Origin of the sequence: Kitasatospora sp. NPDC096147 (assembly GCF_044763225.1) — a bacterium.
Classification (GTDB): domain Bacteria; phylum Actinomycetota; class Actinomycetes; order Streptomycetales; family Streptomycetaceae; genus Kitasatospora.
This window is the reverse complement of sequence record NZ_JBIWFX010000023.1, coordinates 24,224-40,962: the sequence shown is the minus strand read 5'-3', so window position 1 is coordinate 40,962 and position 16,739 is coordinate 24,224. Positions and strand designations below refer to the sequence as shown.

General features: G+C 71.4%; 17 protein-coding genes. 16 read left to right on the top strand and 1 reads right to left on the bottom strand.

Annotation, left to right across the window (positions count from 1 at the left end; translation table 11 throughout):
* Positions 1–5 precede the first annotated feature (5 nt).
* The 13 genes from trmD to ACIRBX_RS36860 all read left to right on the top strand — a co-directional run bounded on the left by trmD (position 6) and on the right by ACIRBX_RS36860 (position 12,414).
* The gene (gene trmD, locus ACIRBX_RS36920) at positions 6–824 is read left to right on the top strand and encodes a tRNA (guanosine(37)-N1)-methyltransferase TrmD (protein ID WP_402304645.1); all 819 of its coding nucleotides are present in this window, start codon (positions 6–8) and stop codon (positions 822–824) included.
* 153 nt (positions 825–977) lie between these two features.
* Positions 978–1,328, top strand: a complete 351-nt coding sequence (rplS, locus tag ACIRBX_RS36915; protein ID WP_402304532.1) for a 50S ribosomal protein L19 — start codon at positions 978–980, stop codon at positions 1,326–1,328.
* 410 nt (positions 1,329–1,738) lie between these two features.
* Positions 1,739–2,365: a signal peptidase I gene (gene lepB / locus ACIRBX_RS36910; protein ID WP_402304529.1), complete on the top strand. Its 627-nt coding sequence runs from the start codon at positions 1,739–1,741 to the stop codon at positions 2,363–2,365.
* A 337-nt stretch (positions 2,366–2,702) separates the two neighbouring features.
* A complete protein-coding gene (gene lepB / locus ACIRBX_RS36905; RefSeq protein WP_402304527.1) occupies positions 2,703–3,512 on the top strand; it encodes a signal peptidase I in 810 nt (269 codons plus the stop codon).
* A 237-nt stretch (positions 3,513–3,749) separates the two neighbouring features.
* On the top strand, positions 3,750–4,658 hold the full coding sequence (lepB, locus tag ACIRBX_RS36900) for a signal peptidase I (RefSeq protein WP_402304524.1): 909 nt from the start codon (positions 3,750–3,752) through the stop codon (positions 4,656–4,658).
* A gap of 240 nt (positions 4,659–4,898) precedes the next feature.
* A complete protein-coding gene (lepB, locus tag ACIRBX_RS36895; protein ID WP_402304521.1) occupies positions 4,899–5,573 on the top strand; it encodes a signal peptidase I in 675 nt (224 codons plus the stop codon).
* A 40-nt stretch (positions 5,574–5,613) separates the two neighbouring features.
* Positions 5,614–6,147: an NUDIX hydrolase gene (locus tag ACIRBX_RS36890; protein ID WP_402304519.1), complete on the top strand. Its 534-nt coding sequence runs from the start codon at positions 5,614–5,616 to the stop codon at positions 6,145–6,147.
* Positions 6,144–6,470, top strand: a complete 327-nt coding sequence (locus ACIRBX_RS36885) for a DUF2469 domain-containing protein (protein WP_057232326.1) — start codon at positions 6,144–6,146, stop codon at positions 6,468–6,470. The genes ACIRBX_RS36890 and ACIRBX_RS36885 overlap by 4 nt, the downstream gene beginning before the upstream one ends.
* 196 nt (positions 6,471–6,666) lie before the next feature.
* On the top strand, positions 6,667–7,302 hold the full coding sequence (locus ACIRBX_RS36880; protein WP_402304516.1) for a YraN family protein: 636 nt from the start codon (positions 6,667–6,669) through the stop codon (positions 7,300–7,302).
* Positions 7,302–8,954 (top strand): YifB family Mg chelatase-like AAA ATPase, encoded by a 1,653-nt coding sequence (locus ACIRBX_RS36875; protein WP_402304513.1) that lies wholly within the window; start codon positions 7,302–7,304, stop codon positions 8,952–8,954. The genes ACIRBX_RS36880 and ACIRBX_RS36875 overlap by 1 nt, the downstream gene beginning before the upstream one ends.
* 89 nt (positions 8,955–9,043) lie before the next feature.
* On the top strand, positions 9,044–10,357 hold the full coding sequence (dprA, locus tag ACIRBX_RS36870; RefSeq protein ID WP_402304510.1) for a DNA-processing protein DprA: 1,314 nt from the start codon (positions 9,044–9,046) through the stop codon (positions 10,355–10,357).
* Between the two features lie 278 nt (positions 10,358–10,635).
* Complete coding sequence (whiG, locus tag ACIRBX_RS36865; RefSeq protein ID WP_402304507.1) at positions 10,636–11,565, top strand: RNA polymerase sigma factor WhiG; 930 nt, start codon at positions 10,636–10,638, stop codon at positions 11,563–11,565.
* Between the two features lie 171 nt (positions 11,566–11,736).
* Positions 11,737–12,414, top strand: a complete 678-nt coding sequence (locus tag ACIRBX_RS36860; RefSeq protein WP_402304504.1) for a TetR/AcrR family transcriptional regulator — start codon at positions 11,737–11,739, stop codon at positions 12,412–12,414.
* Positions 12,415–12,528: 114 nt separating this feature from the next.
* On the opposite strand, the gene ACIRBX_RS36855 is transcribed toward ACIRBX_RS36860, so the two are convergent.
* Positions 12,529–13,176, bottom strand: a complete 648-nt coding sequence (locus ACIRBX_RS36855; protein ID WP_402304502.1) for a murein hydrolase activator EnvC family protein — start codon at positions 13,174–13,176, stop codon at positions 12,529–12,531.
* 662 nt (positions 13,177–13,838) lie between these two features.
* Here ACIRBX_RS36855 and rpsB point away from each other — a divergent pair.
* The 3 genes from rpsB (at position 13,839) to pyrH (ending at position 16,714) form a co-directional block, all read left to right on the top strand.
* Positions 13,839–14,714, top strand: coding sequence for a 30S ribosomal protein S2 (rpsB, locus tag ACIRBX_RS36850; RefSeq protein WP_402304499.1), 876 nt, complete (start codon positions 13,839–13,841; stop codon positions 14,712–14,714).
* A gap of 131 nt (positions 14,715–14,845) precedes the next feature.
* Positions 14,846–15,685 carry a translation elongation factor Ts gene (tsf, locus tag ACIRBX_RS36845; RefSeq protein WP_402304496.1) on the top strand — a complete coding sequence of 280 codons (840 nt, stop codon included), beginning with the start codon at positions 14,846–14,848 and terminating at the stop codon, positions 15,683–15,685.
* Positions 15,686–15,958: 273 nt separating this feature from the next.
* A complete protein-coding gene (gene pyrH / locus ACIRBX_RS36840; RefSeq protein ID WP_402304493.1) occupies positions 15,959–16,714 on the top strand; it encodes a UMP kinase in 756 nt (251 codons plus the stop codon).
* Positions 16,715–16,739 lie beyond the last annotated feature (25 nt).

Sequence of the window (16,739 nt, the reverse complement as noted above, 5' to 3'; positions counted from 1 at the left end):
GTGAGATGCGAATCGACGTCGTCACCATCTTCCCGGAGTACCTGGAGCCGTTGAACGTCTCCCTGGTGGGCAAGGCCCGGGCCCGGGGGCAGCTCGACGTGCACCTGCACGACCTGCGGTCCTGGACCACGGACGTGCACCGGACGGTGGACGACACTCCCTACGGTGGCGGCCCCGGGATGGTGATGAAGCCCGAGCCGTGGGGGGCCGCCCTCGACGCGGTGCTAGCCCAGGGGCCTGAGGGAGAGGTGCCGACGCTGGTCGTGCCGACCCCGAGCGGGCGGCCGTTCACCCAGGAGCTGGCCCAGGAGCTGGCCGGCCGTCAGTGGTTGGCCTTCGCGCCCGCGCGCTACGAGGGCATCGACCGCCGGGTGATCGAGGAGGCAGCCACGCGGATGCCGGTGGTCGAGGCGTCGATCGGCGACTACGTGCTGGCCGGCGGTGAGGTCGCGGTGCTGGTGATGGTCGAGGCGATCGCCCGGCTGCTGCCGGGAGTGCTGGGCAACGCGGAGTCCCACCGGGACGACTCCTTCGCGCCGGGTGCCATGGCCGACCTGCTGGAGGGGCCGGTCTACACCAAGCCCGCCGAGTGGCGTGGTCGGGAGGTGCCGGAGGTGCTGCTCAGCGGCCACCACGGCAAGATCGCCCGCTGGCGTCGGGAACAGGCCTTCACCCGCACCCTGGCCAACCGGCCCGACCTGGTGGAGCGCTGGCAGTACGGCGACTTCGACAAGAAGGAGCGCGAGGCGCTCAGCATCCTGGGGCTGTCCTGGGACGCGGAGCTCGGCCGATTTCGGTCCGCACCGGAGGCTGTGGAACAATAGGCGACTGTTGTCTGCCGTTGGGCTGCCTCCGTGGCAGCCAGTGGAGCGGTGCCCCCGCCACGGGGGGATCACCGAGGACCCGTACGGCCCGCAGCACACCCCATAGTGACGAACTTCCGTGGGCGGCCCGTGGCGCCTGCGATGGAGAACAAGATGAGCAACAAGCTCGCTGGTGTCGACGCGGCCTCGCTGCGCACCGACGTTCCGGCCTTCCGCGCCGGTGACACCCTGAAGGTCCACGTCCGGGTCATCGAGGGCAACCGCTCCCGTGTCCAGGTCTTCCAGGGCGTCGTCATCCGCCGTCACGGCGCGGGCGTCGGTGAGACCTTCACCGTCCGCAAGGTCTCCTTCAACGTCGGTGTGGAGCGTACCTTCCCGGTGCACACCCCGGTCGTCGAGAAGATCGAGGTCGTGACCCGTGGTGCGGTCCGCCGCGCCAAGCTGTACTACCTGCGTGACCTCCGCGGCAAGGCCGCGAAGATCAAGGAGAAGCGCGACCGCTGATCCTCCGGCCACCGGCTCGTCCGGAGGCCTGGGACGCTCGGTAGGGGTGGAGTCCCTTAGGGATAGGCTCTGCCCCGATGAGCACGCAAGAACCTGTCGCGGACCGCGACGGCCCGACCGTACCCCAGGGTGCGGACGCGCCGTCGCGGTCCGCGTCTGTTTCGGCCCCGGCCACCACCACGCCGGAGTCCGAGGACCGGCCTCCGGCCCCGGTCGCATCCCCGGCCGCGCCCTCGGCGGCGGCAGCAGCTCGGCCGGGCGGAGCGCCCGAAGTCCCGGGGGACACTGCCGGGCCCGACGCCGAGGAAGCCGGAGGAGCCGCAGCGGTGGCTGGCGGGGCAGACCGCTCCGAAGGGGCTGACGACTCGTCATCCGGATGGTCGACACGGGACCTCCTGCGGATCGGCGCGGTGTGCCTGCTGGTCCTGCTGATGGTGAACGCCTTCGTGGCCCGTCCGTTCGCCGTTCCCTCCCGCTCGATGGAGGGCGCACTGCAACCCGGTGACCGCTTGGTGGTGAACCAGCTCGCCTACTCCTTCGGCGGGTCGGTCGAGCGCGGCGACGTGGTGGTCTTCGACGGGAAGGGCTCGTTCCTGCCTTACGCCGCCGAGACACCGGCTGTGCGACGCTTCCTGTCGGCTGCGGGGCTGAACCCGGGCGACGGTTCTGTGTACGTGAAGCGTGTGATCGGCGTCGGGGGTGACCGGGTGACGTGCTGTGGGGTGGATGGGCGGCTCACGGTCAACGGCGTGCCGTTGGACGAGTCGGCTTACCTGTACGCGGGTGACGTGCCGTCAGCGGTGCCGTTCGACGTGGTGGTGCCGGCCGGGAAGCTCTGGCTGATGGGGGACCACCGGAGTGCCTCCCGTGACTCCCGGGACCACCTCGGCGAGCCGGGCGGTGGATTCGTGCCCGAGTCGAAGGTGATCGGCCGGGCGGACTGGATCGTCTTCCCGGTCGGCCGCTGGTCCTCGCTCGACCGCCCCGCGAGCTTCGCTCCGCTGGAGGGGACTGGTGGCCATGGGGGGCAGAGGTAGGGGCAGGGGGCCCGTCACTTCGTCTCCCGCCGACATACCGAGTGGCGCCGGCGGACCGGGGGGCAACCGCATCCCGGGTGGTGCCGGCCATGCCTTCGCACACGGCCCGGACCCGATGGCCCCCGGTGCCCCGGGGGGTGGGGGCTGGACCGGAGCCACCGACGGAGCGGGTGTTGCGGGAGGTGATCCGCTGACCGCGCCTGCCGCAGGCTCGGCATCGGATACCCCGGTCCCGGCGTCGGCGCCGCGCGGTCGGGCGGAGCGACGCCGGAGTGCGCGCCGGGCTGCCCGGCGGCGCAGGCGCTCGCTGCTGCGAGAACTGCCGCTGATCGCGCTGGTGGCGGTGCTCATCGCCCTGGGGCTCAAGACCTTCGCCGTCCAGGTCTTCGTGATCCCCTCCGGCTCGATGGAGCAGACCATTCAGATCGGTGACCGGGTGCTGGTCGACAAGTTCACCCCTTGGTTCGGCAACGAGCCGGCCCGGGGAGAAGTGGTCGTCTTCAAGGACCCGGGGGGCTGGTTGGAACCCCAGCACCAGGCGGAGGACGAGGCTGCCGTGGTGCGGACCACCAAGCGGCTGCTCTCGCACGTCGGTCTGCTGCCCTCCGACGACGAGCAGGACCTCATCAAGCGGGTGATCGGGGTCCCGGGGGACACCGTCGAGTGCTGCGAGGCGGGCGGCCGACTGACCGTCAACGGTGTTCCGCTGGACGAGCCTTACCTCGCACCGGGCAACGCCCCGTCCAAGCAGCCCTTCAAGGTCACCGTCCCGGCGGGGCGGTTGTGGGTGATGGGGGATCACCGTGACCTGTCCGCCGACTCGCGCTACCACCTCGGTGAGGCCGGCCAGGGCACGATCCCCCTGGACAACGTGCTCGGGCGGGCGTTCGTGATCGCGTGGCCGCTTCAGCGGATGAGTGGACTCGACGTTCCGGAGACTCTGTCGGCGCTTCCCGTGCATGCCGGAGCGGGGGAGCGTAGCGTTCCGGGGGCGGGCGGAGACACGAGCGCACCTGACCGGGCGAATCTCCCGGGTGCTCAACCGGATCTTGCGAAACCTCCGCTCGTTATGGGTGTGTTGGGCTTCCTCCCGGCCCTCGTGCGGCCAAGACGCACGAGGGGCCGGGACGGGCCGCCCGTCCGCTGATTCGACCGTGCTGCCGTGTGGGAGCCCGGGCGTCCCGGTCGGGAGTGGTAGAGAAGTGCTGGAGTGCTCGGAGCACGGTCCGATCGCCTCCGGAGGCCGGGTAGGTGAGCCGGTGTCAGACCCCGCTTCGGCGGGCAGGGCTGATGCGGGCTGACGGCCAGTCACAGAACGTGGTGCCCGCTGTGCGGCACTGTGAGCGCGGGCGCACGGGCGTCCGCACAGCAGGGAGGAGATGTTGTGGGGGATCTGGTGATCGGTGCCCGCTCTGGGGGCCCTGAGCCCGAGGGCGAGGGCCCCGAGTTGGACGGCTCCGATCGATCCGCGCAGGCCGCATCGGCGGCCTCGGACTCGGCCGAGGAGACGCCGGAAGGCGGCAAGAAGAAGCAGTCCAAGCAGCGCTCGTTCTGGAAGGAACTGCCGATCCTGGTCGGCATCGCGCTGATTCTGGCGCTGGTGATCAAGACCTTCTTCGTGCAGGCGTTCTCGATCCCCTCGGGCTCGATGCAGAACACCCTGCAGATCGGCGACCGGGTGCTGGTCGACAAGCTGACGCCGTGGTTCGGTGCCGAGCCGGAGCGCGGAGAGGTCGTGGTCTTCCACGATCCGGGCGGCTGGCTGAGCGACGAGCCGACCCAGCAGAGCAACAACGCCGTCGTCCGGGGCATCCAGAACGGACTCAGCTTCATCGGTCTGATGCCGTCGGCCAACGAGAAGGACCTCATCAAGCGGGTCATCGCGGTCGGCGGCGACACCGTCGAGTGCCAGGGCAGCGGCCCGGTGAAGGTGAACGGGATCGCACTCGACGAGCCCTACATCTTCGCGGGCAACACGCCGTGCGGCGACAAGCCGTTCGAACCGGTCACCGTCCCGCAGGGCCGGATCTGGGTGATGGGCGACCACCGGGCGGACTCGCTCGACTCGCGCTTCCACCAGGACCAGCCCGGTGGCGGCACCGTCCCCGTGGACAACGTGGTCGGGCGTGCCTTCGTGGTCGCGTGGCCCATCGGCAACTGGGCCACGCTGCCCGTCCCGGACACCTTCGACCAGAAGGGCCTTGCTGCTGCCGCACTGCCCTACGCGCCTCCGGCGGCGGGTGCGGCGATCGCACTGCCGGCAGTCTGGCTGCTGCGCCGTAAGCGCAGCTGACGGCCGATCCGGCTGCTGCGGTGCGGCACTCGGCTCTTGCGCGGGCCGTGGTACCGGCGAGTAATCTGCTCGCACGTGCCACGGCCCGTCGGCTTTCCCGGCCCCGCCGCGGCCTGCCCGCACGGTGTGCGGGCCGACCAGGAGGTGGCGAGGGTGAGCGACGTGACGAGTCCGGCGGCTACGGCCCCGGCCCCGGCGGGAAGGAAGCCCGGACGAGGTCCGGCGGCGATCCTCCAGGGGGTGGCGATCGGCCTCGGCTTCGTGCTGATGGTCGGCTGCTTCGCGGTGATCGCGGTGCAGTACCGGCCGTACAGGATCCCGACGCAGTCGATGGAGCCCTTGCTGAAGGCGGGGGACACCGTGGTGGCCAGGCCCGTCCCGGCCGACGGCCCCGGCCGGGGCGACGTGGTGGTCTTCCGTGATCCGCTGTGGGGCAACAGCACGCTGGTCAAGCGGGTGGTCGGGATCGGAGGGGACACCGTGGTCTGCTGCGACGCCCAGCACCGGTTGGTGGTGAACGACCACCCGGTCGATGAGACCTACCGGGCTGAAACGCACCTCGACGACCAGCGCTTCAGCACGACGGTCCCCGACGGGCGGCTGTTCCTGTTGGGGGACAACCGGCCGCTGTCGCTGGACTCGCGGAGCCACCTCGACCTCGCGGGCGGTACGGTCGCGGTGTCCGAGGTGCTGGGACGGGTGGACGCGACGGTCTGGCCGGCTGGCCGGGCCGGAGTGAGCGGCCGTACGGCCGTCTTCGACGGAGTGCCTGGCAGGGCGGCGGCCGGGCCCGGGCCGATCGGCCCGCTCGCGCTCGGGACGGTGACCGGCGCGGGGTTGGTCCTGCTGGCCTCGCTGGCTGGTGGGGTGGTGTCGTTGGCAGGGCAGCGGAAGAGGCGGACAGGGCGGAGTTGAGCGACCGGGCCGAGCCCGGTCGGTGGCGGAGGAGTCGACGATGGCGGTCGAGCGGCGTCGTGCGGCGCGGGTGCTACTGCTGGACGGCGAGGACCGGCTACTGCTGTTCCGGGGCCGGGACCCCGCCGTGCCCGGGGTGTGCTGGTGGTTCACCCCGGGCGGAGGCATCGAGCCCGGCGAGGAACCGCGCGACGCGGCGGTGCGCGAACTGGCCGAGGAGACCGGGCTGACGGGGGTGGAGCTCGGACCTGTGGTGGCGTTCGACACGGTGACCTTCTCCTATCAGGGCAGTGAGTACGAGCAGGACCAGTGGTTCCACCTGGCGCGGACCGCGGACACCGAGCTGCGGGTGCCCGATGCCGACCCGGACGAGCACGCTCAGCTGCTGACGGCCCGTTGGTGGACGTCGGCCGAACTTCGGGAGACCGAGGAGACGGTCTACCCGGTGGAACTGGCCGGCTTGCTCGAGCGGTTGTTGGCCGATGGTCCGCCAGTCCGGCCGGTAAGGCTCTACGGACGAGCGGGGTGGTCCACAATGGGGTGGACGTATCGAGCTGAGGGGACGCCTGGATGAGTGCCGAAGACCTCGAGAAGTACGAGACCGAGATGGAGCTCAAGCTCTACCGGGAGTACCGGGATGTCGTCGGCCTGTTCAAATACGTGATCGAGACCGAGCGGCGTTTCTACCTGACGAACGACTACGAGCTTCAGGTCCACTCGGTGCAGGGAGAGGTCTTCTTCGAGGTCTCGATGGCGGATGCGTGGGTCTGGGACATGTACCGGCCTGCCCGGTTCGTCCGCAAGGTGAGGGTGCTGACCTTCAAGGACGTCAATATCGAGGAACTCGCGAAGAGCGATCTCGAGCTCCCCTCCGACGACGCGTCGTTCGGGAACTGATCTGCGCTCCGGCGATCGAACTGCTGCCCGGTACGAGACATTGGACCGTGGATCGACGGTATGTCCAGGGTGAATTCCCGTCACCACCCTTCCGGGTGACCTCGGTTGTCCACAGCCCCGGGTTATCCACAGGCTGAGGGCAGTTCCTGCCCGTCGTCGCTCGGTCGCGGCAACCTCCGGCATGGAGGTGATTGCCGTGCAGAGTTCCAACACCGGCCTCGGCCGGTACGGCGAGGAAGTCGCTGCCCGCTGGCTCGCCCAGGGCGGCCTGCAGATCCTCGAACGCAACTGGCGTTGCGCGGACGGTGAGCTGGACATCGTCGCGCTGGACGGGGACACCCTCGCGGTCTGCGAGGTCAAGACGCGCTCCGAGCGCGGGTTCCAGCAGCCCCAGGAGGGCATCGACCGGACCAAGGCGGATCGCCTGCGCCGCCTCGCCGAGCGGTGGCTCGGCGAGCGCTGGCCCGAGCACTTCGCCCGGCTGGCGAGCGCCGTGGAGGCGAACGCCGCGGTGCCTGACCGTCCGGCCACCGGAGCGCCGGGCGCCGGCCCCGGGGCCGCAGGAGGGCGCGCCGATCCCGGCGGTGACACCGGTGGTACGGCGGTGTCACCGGGGACGGTGGCGGACTCCGGTCGCGCCGGCGGGGGTGAGCCGGCCACCGGCAAGGGCGGTCGGGGGAAGGGGGCGAAGGCGAGCAGAGCGGCCGTGCCTTCGCAGTTGCCGCTCCGGTCCGTCCCGCTGCCGCCCGGTGGAGTCCGCATCGACCTGGTCGCGGTCGTCAACCGCCTCAAGGGTGCGGCCTTGGTGGAGCACCTCCGAGGGGCGGTCTGATGGCCTTCGCCCGCACCTGCTCGGTGGCCCTGATCGGAGTGGACGGCGTGGTGGTGGAGGTCCAGGCCGATCTGGAGCCCGGCCTCGCGGCCTTCGCCCTGGTCGGCCTGCCGGACAAGGCGCTGTCCGAGGCGAGGGACAGGGTCCGGGCAGCAGTGGTGAACAGCGGGGAGACCTGGCCCCAGCGGAAACTGACGGTGGGTCTGAGCCCGGCCTCGGTGCCCAAGGGGGGCAGCGGCTTCGACCTCGCCGTGGCCTGTGCGGTGCTGGCCGCGGCCGAGCGCCTGGAGCCGGCTGCCATCGCGGACCTGCTGATCATCGGTGAACTCGGCCTGGACGGCAGGGTGCGGCCGGTCCGGGGCGTGCTGCCCTCGGTCCTGGCCGCAGCCGAGGCGGGCTATCACCAGGTCATCGTCGCCGAGCAGACTGCCGCCGAGGCCGCACTCGTTCCCGACGTGTCCGTCCGGGGAGTCCGCAGTCTTCGGCAGCTCATCGCCATGCTGACGGGGGCTCCGGCGCCTGACGAACCCTCACACATGCACGAGGGGCGCCGCGATCCGGCAGTCGCCGGATTGCTCCTCCCGGGAGCCGGGATCCGGGGTCTCTCGGCGGAGAAGGCGGCCACCCTCGACCTCGCGGAGGTGTCCGGCCAGCAGGAGGCCCGCCAAGCCCTGGAGATCGCTGCTGCCGGTGGTCACCACCTGTTCCTGAAGGGCCCGCCCGGAGCCGGAAAGACCATGCTCGCCGAGCGGCTCCCGGCCCTCCTGCCGCCGTTGACCCAGGCCGAGGCGCTGGAGGTGACGGCAGTGCACTCGGTCGCAGGGCTGCTGCCCGTGGACCGGCCGCTGATCGACAGCCCGCCCTACTACGCGCCGCACCACTCCACCACGATGCCCGCGATCGTCGGCGGCGGCAGCGGGTTCCCCCGGCCGGGGGCGGTCTCACTGGCCCACCGGGGGATCCTCTTCCTGGACGAGGCGCCCGAGTTCCCGGTCCGGGTGCTGGACGCGCTCCGCCAGCCGCTGGAGTCCGGTGAGGTCACCATTGCCCGGTCAGCCGGCTCCGTCCGACTGCCCGCCCGCTTCCAGCTCTGTCTGGCGGCCAACCCCTGCCCGTGCGGCAGGCACTCGCGCCGGGGCGAAGGTTGTGAGTGCACCCCCACCATGGTGAGCCGCTATCAGGGGAGGCTCTCCGGGCCGCTGTTGGACCGGATCGATCTCCAGGTGCAGGTGGCCCCGGTGACGAAGGCCGAGCTGATGGGGCGTGAAGGGCCGTCCGAGAGCACCAGGGAAGTAGCCGCTCGGGTGTTGGCCGCCCGGGAGCGAGCCGCCGTCCGCCTGGTCGAGACGCCCTGGCGGACCAACGCGGAGGTGCCCGGCCACACGCTTCGCACCCGCTGGCAGTTGGCGTCCGGTGCTCTGATCGATGCCGAGCGGGAGTTGGAACGGGGCCTGCTCACCGCGCGAGGGCTCGACCGGGTGCTCAGGGTGGCCTGGACGGTCGCCGACCTCGCGGGGCGGTCCAATCCGACCAGGACCGACGTGCGGGCCGCGCTGCAGCTGCGGACGGGGGTGCAGCGGGGCGTCACCGCCGCCGACCGGCATGCCGGCTTCGAGGACGCACCGGACAGCGACCTCGGGGTCGAGCCCTGACCTCCAGCCCCTGGCCTGGCAGCCGTGGCTCCGCACCGCCCCACCCGGCCGAGCCGGCCCCGATCCCGCCGACACCCGAGGAGGTGCAGGTGAACCGCGTCCGACCCACCCTCACCCAGCCCGAGACGCAGCCCGATCTCGACCCCGCAGCCGGTCGCGAGCCCCTCGGCGCCGACCCCGCCGCCTCCAGGAAGGAGGCCGGTGCTGGGGCGGAGCGGGGCGTCGAGAGCGGCACCGTCGGTGGCACCCACCCGCTCGACTGGCAGGGGAACCCCGATCGGCGCGCCCGAGCCGCGCTCTCCCGCCTCATCGAGCCGGGCGACGCCGTGATCGGTCGCTGGCTCGCACAGGTGGGCGCCGTCAGGTTGATCGAGGCCATCCACCACAGGGCGGATCCCGGCTGTCCGGACCTGGACACTGACCGCCTCGCCGCCTACCGGGCCCGGCTGCCGCTGATCGACATCGACGGTGACCTGGAGCGCGTCCGATCCCTCGACGGGCGGTTCATCATTCCGGGCGACACCGAATGGCCCTCCCAACTCGACGACCTGGGGGACGGACGCCCGATCGGCCTCTGGATCCGGGGCTCCGGCTCCCTGCGGATGCTGGCGCTGCGATCGGTCTCGATGGTCGGAGCCCGCGCCTGCACGTCCTACGGAGCCCACGTGGCCGGTGAGCTGGCGGCTCAACTCGCCGAGCGCGGCTGGGTGGTGGTCTCGGGTGCGGCGTACGGGATCGACGCGGCAGCGCACCGGGGCACTCTCGCGGTGGGCGGCGTTACCATCGCGGTGCTGGCCAGCGGTGTGGACGTGGCCTATCCGGCTGGCAACGCCGAGTTGATCGCCCGGATCGCGGCGCAAGGTCTGCTGCTCAGCGAGCTACCGCCCGGTGAGCACCCCAATCGGTTCCGGTTCGTGCTGCGGAACCGCGTGATCGCTGCCCTCACCAGGGGCACCGTCGTGGTGGAGGCGGCCGTGCGCAGCGGTGCACTGAGCACGGCGCGCCGGGCCCGTGACCTCAATCGGCACACCATGGGAGTGGCCGGCCCGGTCACCTCCGAACTCTCGGCCGGTGTGCATGCCCTGATCCGTAGCGGAGGTGCCACCCTGGTCACCGACGCGGCAGAGGTCAGCGAGTTGATCGGGGCGATCGGTGACGACCTCGCGCCACGCCGGGTCGGGCCGGTCCTTCCGCGCGACCTGCTGACACCGAACGTGGCCAAGGTGCTGGAGGCGGTACCGGCCACTGCCGAGGGCGCGCCACTCGAACGGCTGGCACAGCAGGCGGGGCTGGCGCCGGACGAAGTCCAGCAGCTGCTGTACGAGTTGGGCTCCCTGGGCTTCGTCGAGCGATGCGGTGCGCACTGGCGGTTGGCACGCGGTGCGAGGTCCCGCCGGGGGTGACGACATGCCGGTCCGGTGGAGCACGCCGCGCCGAGCACACCACCGGATCGGGGGACGACCGAGTGGCGGTAGCACTGTGCAGCGACTCGATCACGCTACGCTCCCAGTGGCTTCCCTATCAGCACATGACTCGGCAGAACGGCGCAGACCAACGTATGCCCACACACATTCCCGGACACAGGGTGACCGGTGGCGGTGGCCTCCGGTCCTCGGGAGGGCCAGGGCCGGGGGCCGAGGTACGCCCGGCCGCCGAGGGACCGGCCAAGGCAGCAGGAGTGATGGGGGTGACCCGGCAGGCGGGCCGGGTGCACACCAGGGGGAACGCGGAGGAGCCGGTGTCTCCGGCCGGCGTCCGCACACCGGCTGCCCGACGCGAGCCGTCCCCCGTACAACCTCCGGCCCCGGCCTCGGGGCCGGGTGCACCCGCTCAGGTGGCGGCAGCTGACGAGCGGTCAGCCCTGGAACGACTCTGGCGCTCGTACAAGGAGTCCGGGGATGCCAGGTTGCGGGAGCAACTGATCCTGCACTACTCCCCGTTGGTCAAGTACGTGGCCGGTCGGGTCGGTGTCGGACTGCCGGCCAACGTCGAGCAGGCCGACTTCGTGTCCTCCGGAGTCTTCGGCCTGATCGACGCGATCGAGAAGTTCGACATCGATCGCGCCATCAAGTTCGAGACCTACGCCATCAGCCGCATCCGTGGCGCGATCATCGACGAGCTCCGAGCCCTGGACTGGATCCCACGGTCCGTCAGGCAGAAGGCGAAGGCGGTCGAACGGACCTACGCCACGCTGGAGGCGCGACTGCGCCGCACTCCGCACGAGCCGGAGGTCGCGGCCGAGATGGGGATCGCAATCGAGGAGCTGCACGCGATCTTCAGTCAGCTCTCGCTCGCCAACGTGGTGGCGCTGGACGAACTGCTGCACCCCGCCGGGGACGGAGGTGACCGGCTCAGCCTGATGGACACCCTGGAGGACACCGGCGCCGACAACCCCGTCGAGGTGGCGGAGGACCGCGAGCTGCGCCGGCTGCTGGCAACTGCCGTGAACACCCTCCCCGAGCGGGAGAAGACGGTGGTCACCCTCTACTACTACGAGGGGCTCACGCTCGCCGAGATCGGCCAGGTGCTCGGCGTCACCGAGAGCCGGGTCAGCCAGATCCACACCAAATCGGTGATCCAGCTCAGGGCGAAGCTCTCCGAGGTCTGTTGACCGGATCTGTCGGCCACCCCAGGAGGTTCCGCCGGGCCACTGTCCGCCCTGCCGGTGCCGCCCGTCGGCAGGGCGCGTACCCGTCGGCGCGCGCCGGGATCGGTGGAGCGCGCTCTGACAGAATCCCGAGCCCCTGTCACCGGAGTGCGCTCGGCTCCGTACAGTAGGAGAGTGCCTAAGATCCGGGCGGCCACCGTGGCCGAGCACCGTCAGCTGCAACGCGCGGCATTGCTCGATGCTGCTCGCACGCTGCTGACCGAGGGCGGTACCGAGGCACTGACCTTCCCTGCGCTCGCGGCCCGGGCCGGGCTCGCCCGCTCCTCGGTGTACGAGTACTTCCGTTCGCGGGCGGCCGTGGTCGAGGAGCTCTGCGCCGTCGACTTCCCGCTCTGGGCCGCCGAGATCGAGGCCGGGATGGCGGCCTCGGACTCCCCTCACGAGAAGGTCGAGGCGTACGTCCGGGGACAGCTGGCGCTCGCCGCCGATCCCCGGCACAGCGCGGTGGTGGCCATCTCCGCGCTGGAGTTGAGCGATGAGGCGCGCGAGCGGATCCGGGCGGCCCACCGCACCCTGATCGACCTCGTGGTGCGGGCCTTGGACGACCTCGGCCACGAGCAGCCCAGGGTGGCCGCAGCACTGCTCCAGGGGGTCGTCGAGGCAGCCGTCCGCCAGGCCGAGCGGCCAGGTGGCCCGGGCCCGGGGTCGGTCTCCGACTCTGCGGTGTCGATGGTCCTGCACGGAGTCTGTCCGGCGCATCGGGCCGTAGCCGCCGGCACTGCCACCACCATCGCCACGCCCGAGTTGACCACCGCCCCCGAGGGGCCCGCCGTCGAGCCGGCAGCGGAGTGACAGCGGCGGAGTGATGGTGGGCCGCCCCGACGAGGCGGCCCACACCTTCGCAGTGGGAGGCCTCCGGCGCCCGCTCGGCCCGCCCCGCCTCATGCGGGCCGGGCCCTGAGCGGGTCACTTCACGTCGAGCGGCAGCAGTCTGGCCCGGCCGGTACCGAGCAGGGCCAGCGGATCGAGGTAGCGCTTCCCGCGCAGCAGCCCCCAGTGCAGGCAGCCCTCGGCGCAGTGGCCGACCCCGGTGGTGAGGACACCGATCGACTGTCCGGCCGCCACCTCGGTACCGACCGGCACGCCGATGACGGGAAGGTAGGTGCTGCGCAACGGCGGGTTCCCCGAGCCGGGGTGAGTCACCGTCACCACGGCCCGCCCGCCCACGGAGCCCGAGAAGGACACCACCCCGGGCGCAGCCGACCGCACGGTGTCGCCGACCGAGGCGGCCAGGTCCACACCCCGGTGGCCGGCCGCCCACCGCACCGGCGGCGGGTCGAACCGCTGGAGCAGTCCGCCCCGCCCGCCGACCGGCCAGGCCCGCCCCGGCCCCGGGCCGATCGCGGGAGCGCCCGACCGGGCACGCGCACCGGCCGCTGCCGGGACCCTCCCCGCGACCGCATCGCGGTCCACCACCCCAGCGACTGCGGCGATCCCGGCGACTGCCATCACCTCACCCGCGACCGCCTCGGTCGCCACCTTCTCGCGGGGTACACCCCGGGCGGACGGTGACTCCACGCCGACCAGCAGGACGGCGATCAGCAAGGCGGCCAAGAGCAGAACCAACCGTCGGTCAGGGCGGTCCGGCGGCCCCGAGCCGGGATCGCCGGACACCAGGACGAGCGCGCCCGGGCGGCCCTGGAGGTGGGACGAGGGGAGCGGAATCACACGGCGGAGAAGAGGATCGGTCATGCCGTGCAGGCTCCCGAGTGCCCCGGCCCAGGGCCAGCGCCCCACCTTCCCCTGTGGACAGAGTGCCCCTGTGGACAGGCACCGTCCCCCACAAGGGTGAACCCGGAACGGTCTGCCAGCCCCCGCCCCCGCCCCGCCCCCACTCCCGGTTCCGACTTCCGGCCCGGTCCTGCCGACACCCGCCCGGCGACCGGTCGGGTCCGGTCACCGCTGGAGTCGCCCCTTGCGCGGGGCTTCCCGTACACTTCACACGCGACCCGGTCTCCCGGGTCGACTTCGCACGCCCCGCCACCGGCGGCCAGGCCACCCGCGAGGAGGCCGCCAGCCCGGTGCGAGTGCCGCTCGGTCCGCCGAGCCCGGTGCGGTCAGGACTCCGGTCCCGACCGACGCCAGGCCGAGCGGCTCGGCACGTCCGGGGCGTCAGGCGTGACGGTCGCCCGACCGGCACGGAACAACCGAGAACCCCTGGCACCCCGCGGTCCGCACGGACCCGGCGCGCCGGGCAGAGCACAAGGAGCACGGCCATGGCCGTCGTCACGATGCGGGAGCTGCTGGAGAGCGGCGTCCACTTCGGTCACCAGACCCGTCGTTGGAACCCGAAGATGAAGCGCTTCATCTTCACGGAGCGCAACGGCATCTACATCATCGACCTCCTGCAGTCGCTGAACTACATCGACCGCGCCTTCGAGTTCGTCAAGGAGACCGTTGCCCACGGCGGCAGCGTCCTCTTCGTCGGCACCAAGAAGCAGGCCCAGGAGGCCATCGCCGAGCAGGCCACCCGCGTGGGCATGCCCTACGTGAACCAGCGCTGGCTCGGCGGCATGCTGACCAACTTCTCGACCGTCTACAAGCGCCTGCAGCGCCTGAAGGAGCTCGGTGAGATCGACTTCACGGACGTGGCCGGTTCCGGCCTCACCAAGAAGGAGCTCCTGGTCCTCCAGCGCGAGCACGACAAGCTGGAGAAGACCCTCGGCGGTATCCGCGACATGCAGCGCGTGCCCAGCGCCGTCTGGATCGTGGACACCAAGAAGGAGCACATCGCGGTCGGCGAGGCCCGGAAGCTCAACATCCCGGTCGTCGCCATCCTGGACACCAACTGTGACCCGGACGAGGTCGACTACAAGATCCCCGGCAACGACGACGCGATCCGCTCCGTCACCCTGCTGACCCGCGTCATCGCCGACGCCGTCGCCGAGGGCCTGAAGTCCCGCGCCGGTGTCGCCAAGGGCGATGTCAAGGCCGAGCCGGGCGCCGACCAGCCGCTCGCCGACTGGGAGAAGGACCTCCTCGAGGGCGAGAAGAAGGCCGAGGAGGCCCCGGCCGCTGCCGAGGCTCCCGCCGCCGAGGCCCCCGCTGCCGAGGCCACCGAGGCTCCGGCCGTCGAGGCCGAGCAGGCCTGACGTACCAAGGGTGAGGGGCACCCGCCGGTACGACACCGGTAGGTGCCCCTCTCTCCCGTGCCGGGGCCAGGCCATCGCCGCCCCGGCACCACTCCCCGCAGACACGCGAGACGCGAGAAGAGATTCACACCATGGCGAACATCTCCGCCGCGGACGTCAAGAAGCTCCGTGAGCTCACCGGCGCCGGCATGATGGACTGCAAGAAGGCTCTGGACGAGGCCGAGGGCAACGTCGAGAAGGCCGTCGAGCTGCTCCGCATCAAGGGTCAGAAGGGCGTTGCCAAGCGCGAGGGCCGTGACGCCTCCAACGGCGCCGTGGCCTCCCTGATCGCCGAGGACGGCAAGTCCGGCGTTCTGGTCGAGCTGAACTGCGAGACCGACTTCGTCGCCAAGGGCGGCAAGTTCGTCGAGGTCGCCAACGCGATCGCCGCCCACATCGCCGCCACCTCCCCGGCCGACCTGGACGCCGCCCTGGCCTCCGAGATCAACGCCGGCCAGACCGTCCAGCAGTACGTGGACGAGGCCAACGCGACCCTGGGCGAGAAGATCGTCTTCCGTCGCTTCGCCCAGTTCGACGGTGACGGCTTCGTCGCGGTCTACCAGCACAAGTCCGACCCGGACCTGCCGCCCACCATCGGCGTCCTGGTCGAGCTGGACAAGCCGAACGCCGAGGTCGCCAAGGACGTCGCGCAGCACATCGCCGCCTTCGCGCCGAAGTACCTCTCCCGCGAGGAGATCCCGGCCGAGGACATCGAGAACGAGCGCCGCGTCGCCGAGGCCACCGCTCGCGAGGAGGGCAAGCCCGAGGCTGCCCTGCCGAAGATCGTCGAGGGTCGCGTCACCGGCTTCGTCAAGGAGAACTCCGTCCTGGAGCAGGCCTTCGCGAAGGACAACAAGAAGTCCGTCGCCAAGGTCCTCGAGGAGAACGGCGTCACCCTCAAGCGCTTCGCCCGCTTCCGCGTCGGCGCCTGAGACCCGTTCCGAGCGCTTCCCGCCTAAGGTAGGAACCGCCCGGCCGCCCACCACAGGTGCGGCCAGGAACGCGCCGATCCGGCTCGACCAGCGCCACGAAGTCAACGGGCGGGCCACGTCGGCACCATGAACGACGAGGAGGCCATTGCCGTGCAGGAGACCGTACCGGTTCCCGCGGCAGTGGCCTCCTCGCGTGTACGCGCAGGACGAGGGGCCCGGCAGCGCCCGCCGGTGGCCCCGCCTGCGGACCAGTAGGTGGAGAAGGAGAAGTCGATGACGGAGACGCAGGAGACCGGGCAGGACGGCGGCCGGCGCCGGGTGCTGCTGAAGCTGTCCGGTGAGGCTTTCGCCGGCGGCGGGGGCCTCGGCGTCGATCCGGACGTCGTGCACAAGATCGCCCGGGAGATCGCCACGGTGGTCCGGGGCGGCACCGAGGTCGCGGTCGTGATCGGCGGCGGCAACTTCTTCCGGGGCGCCGAGCTCCAGGTCCGCGGCATGGACCGGGCCCGCTCCGACTACATGGGCATGCTCGGCACGGTGATGAACTGCCTGGCGCTCCAGGACTTCCTGATCAAGGAAGGCATCGAGACCCGCGTCCAGACCGCCATCACCATGGGCCAGGTCGCCGAGCCGTACCTGCCGCTGCGGGCCGTCCGGCACCTGGAGAAGGGCCGCGTGGTCATCTTCGGCGCCGGCATGGGGATGCCGTACTTCTCCACCGACACCACCGCCGTGCAGCGCGCCCTGGAGATCCACGCCGAGGTGCTGCTGATGGGGAAGAACGGCGTCGACGGCGTGTACGACGCCGACCCGCGCACCAACCCCGAGGCGGTCAAGTTCGACTCGCTCGACTACTCCGAGGTCATCACGCGCGACCTCAAGGTGGCCGACCTGACCGCGATCACGCTGTGCAAGGACAACGACCTGCCGATCCTGGTCTTCGAGCTGCTGGCGGAGGGCAATATCGCCCGCGCGGTGAAGAGTGAGAAGATCGGCACGCTCATCAGCCAGGATTCCGCCCGGGCCTGAGTGGCCGGCAGCCGACGAACCGTCA